This is a genomic window from Microcoleus sp. B5-D4 (assembly GCF_036705145.1).
Classification (GTDB): domain Bacteria; phylum Cyanobacteriota; class Cyanobacteriia; order Cyanobacteriales; family Microcoleaceae; genus Microcoleus.
This window is the reverse complement of the sequence record NZ_JAUBTV010000183.1, coordinates 1-2,174: the sequence shown is the minus strand read 5'-3', so window position 1 is coordinate 2,174 and position 2,174 is coordinate 1. Positions and strand designations below refer to the sequence as shown.

General features: G+C 42.5%; 2 protein-coding genes. Both read left to right on the top strand.

The genetic code is table 11. The features are described from left to right. Positions 1 to 1,835: hypothetical protein (locus QUB10_RS34055; protein WP_333207536.1), on the top strand; the 1,835-nt coding region annotated here is incomplete at its 5' end. Beyond that, positions 1,828 to 2,106, top strand: coding sequence for a hypothetical protein (locus tag QUB10_RS34050; RefSeq protein WP_333207534.1), 279 nt, complete (start codon positions 1,828 to 1,830; stop codon positions 2,104 to 2,106). The genes QUB10_RS34055 and QUB10_RS34050, both read left to right, overlap by 8 nt. Positions 2,107 to 2,174: the final 68 nt, after the last annotated feature.

The window sequence follows — 2,174 nt, the reverse complement described above, 5'->3', positions numbered from 1 at the left end:
AGCCATCTGAGCCTAGTTTTGCGAGAAAAGATAGTGAGTCAACACCCAACTCTACCGAGCTAGGGATAACTCGCGAATTAGGCTCGGTAGCAGGTATTACTGTTGAAGCAAGGGCAAAAGTAGATTTAGAGTCCCTACTACCTGCACAAGGTATCTCAATTCAAAGAGATGAATCAAATAACACTTTATCGATAGGGGCTGGTTTAGGCTCTACCAGAGGTAAATTGGGGGTGAATATTGGGGCTGAAATGGGTTTTAACCCAGATGGGACTACTACCCTTAAATCAGCCAGTGGTGGGGTAAATGTAGCTGGCTTTGGGATTGAAGGGAGAGCCGGTCAAGGTGGTAGTGGGGGACTAGCACTAACAGGTTTTGGGATAACAATCGATGTTGCAAAAGACGAAAAAGGAGGGATTAGTGGAGGGATTAGTATTAGGTTGCCAGGTGGGGAGTTGGGAATAGGATTTCAGCCTAACGGTACTGAAATTGTCGAAGTGCCGCCGCCAGAACCTTATACCTCTCCCCCTAATTCTGATATCGAAACTTTCACAGCCCCTTGGACTCCTGTTTATCCACCTAAATGGGGAAAAGAAACAGAGTCGCCCAATCCGCCATTATTTCCACCTCCACCTAGTAGACCCGCTCCCCCACCGGAACCGGTAGAAAATAAAATATGCAAGATGGTAGTAGTTTTTAGTTCCGCGAATCATTATTTATATTGGATAAAAGACTATCGATATAGCGGTGACGGTTCTGTAGAGAGAGGTTCGGCATTTGTCGAATATGACGACTCTGGAAAATTGACAGGTTTTGTGGGCTCTTATAAACAATATTACAGTTGGGAGGAATATATTCATTATCCCCCTCGCAGTTTTTACAACAACGTAGATAATCCAACTTTAGTGCCAGTCCCGGAACCTTCAAGAAATTGGAAGCCTAGTAGTTATTTCGCATTCGTCCAACGTCAACTCGCTGGCGCTTCAGTTGTCGAATATTGGGGTGAGGAGAGAGCAATTTATGGATACTTAGAATCCAGAGTGTCCGTTCAACCAGGATGGAATGCTATTTATGATACGACCCCCCATGTTTGGTATTATTATAGCAGCAGTTCCGGTGGAAAGCTTTTCTACAAAATAGTAGCTCATTGGTGCGGCGACAAGCCGACTCGCAAACCAATACAATTACCTAATTACCCACAACAAATTAAACCTATGGATTGTTGCGACAAAGTAGAGGAAATTTACAAATACCTCGGAATTGCTAAACTCAAAAAAAATAAATTCCCAGTGAGTAATGCCTTCTTAGTACCCGGTGGCAAGGGAAACGACAATTGCATTGACTACTATTCCATTACTCAGGCTTTATTTAGAATGCTTGCTAATGGTTTGATTATTAATCCCAAAAGTAAGCCTTTGGGTAGCGAATGGCAAAATGTTAATGCTACCGCTTGGGCGGGGCAAATGTACGAGATGTTAGCTGAAAGCATGAGTGATGGCAATTCGACTCAACGCTTTGAGGTAGCTGCGATAATGCAGTTGGTGCAAATTATGAGCACACTTGCGGAAACAAGCCGTAAAGTCGAATTCGTAGCTGATGCGATCGGCATTGAACCGGAACCCGTACCAGAAGAGCTACCTGTTTGTTTTACGGTTTACGAAAAACACAAAGGTTTTGGGAAAGGTGAACCCAAGAAGCTAAAAACTTCTAATTTGAAGACAGACGAACAAGTAGAGGAAGTGTTGGGTAAAATGCTTAACCCTAGCAAAATACCCATTGTGCGCTGGCAATTTAAACCGGGACAGATAAGCATAAATGAGGCATTGAGGAATGGCTAAATCAATTAGTGGTGGTAGCGGGGGACGGACAAGCTCAAACAGTAGAAGCGCTTCCCCTAGGGGGACGACCGACCAACAAAGGGAAGCGGCTGGTAAAGGTGCAATTCGAGAAGAATTTCTGAGAAAAAAAGATGAACTGATTAAGCTGAAATCACTTGACATCTTCCTGGTCAAGGATGCGATGGGCATCAATCCCAAAAAAAGTGACATGAAGCCAGAGCTCAAGGATATAGTTAAACGCCTGAAAGAAAAAAACAAAAATATTAAGTAGTTAAACAAAATTAATTACATAAATAACTAATATGATATAATAAGAATATTAAGTATATTTAAAGAGGT

Coding starts and splice junctions, on each gene's coding strand:
- QUB10_RS34050 (WP_333207534.1), top strand. CDS start 1,828: ATGGCTAAATCAATTAGTGGTGGTAGCGGGGGACGGACAAGCTCAAAC.